This window comes from Streptomyces sp. WM6386 (assembly GCF_000972385.1).
Lineage (GTDB): Bacteria > Actinomycetota > Actinomycetes > Streptomycetales > Streptomycetaceae > Streptomyces.
This window is the reverse complement of the sequence record NZ_JXTE01000252.1, coordinates 1-913: the sequence shown is the minus strand read 5'-3', so window position 1 is coordinate 913 and position 913 is coordinate 1. Positions and strand designations below refer to the sequence as shown.

The window sequence follows — 913 nt, the reverse complement described above, 5'->3', positions numbered from 1 at the left end:
CCTCCCGCGTAGCCGGACATGGCGGTAACCGCGTCCTGCCGGATGACGGTGCCGGGGCGGGCGGCGTTGACCATCTGCCCGCCGCCCAGATAGATCCCGACGTGATAGATCGTGGAATCACGGCCGGGGGCGTACGCGTAGAAGACGAGATCGCCGGGCTTGAGCGCGCTAGCGCCGAGGCTCGCGGGGATGCGCCGGCCGACGCCCGCCTGCGCGGCCGCGGTACGTGGCAGCTGGATGCCCACTTGCGCGTAGGCGTAGGTCGTCAGCCCTGAGCAGTCGAAGCCCTTGATGCTTGCGCCGCTCTTGCCGCTGGGCGAGCAGCAGATCCCGTACGACGGGCCCTGGGCGTTGCCGCCGCCCCACGAGTACGGCACGCCCCGCTGGGCGAGTGCCGTCGCAAGGACGGTGCGGACTGTCCCCGAGACGTTCCCCAGACCCGGATCCTTGGCGGCTGCCGTGTACTGGTCGATCCACCCGAGTACGTTCGCCACGTACGCGCCGGAGTGGTTGTACTGGAAGATCGCCGCCTTGAGCTGGGTCCGCTGGGACAGGTCGCGCCCGTTCCCGCACAGGTAGATCGCGGCGCCGAGCGCCGCGTCGTCGGCGTTGTGCGGATCAGCGGCCTGGTCACCGTTGGCGTCCTTGCCGACGCCTTGCCAGGTGGAGGGCAGGAACTGGAACGGGCCAACAGCACGCTCCCCACTCGCGGTGCCGTCCCATCGGCCGCCGTCTGTGTCGGGGAAGGCCGTGGTGTTGCCGCCCGCCCCGGAGCCGTTGAGGAGCACCCCGTAAATCCGGGGGCGGATGTCTCCGTTGGCGGCGATGCCATGTCCGGTGGCGTGGTTGGACTCGACCTTGGCGATTCCGGCGAGGATCGGCCAGCGCATGCCCCGGCAGGTCGGGACATGCG

At 70.4% G+C, this 913-nt stretch carries 1 protein-coding gene; it reads right to left on the bottom strand.

The features are described 5' to 3' along the window. A partial coding sequence (locus TN53_RS41060) for a C40 family peptidase (protein ID WP_234441832.1) occupies positions 1-890 on the bottom strand: 890 nt, incomplete at its 3' end. Positions 891-913 lie beyond the last annotated feature (23 nt).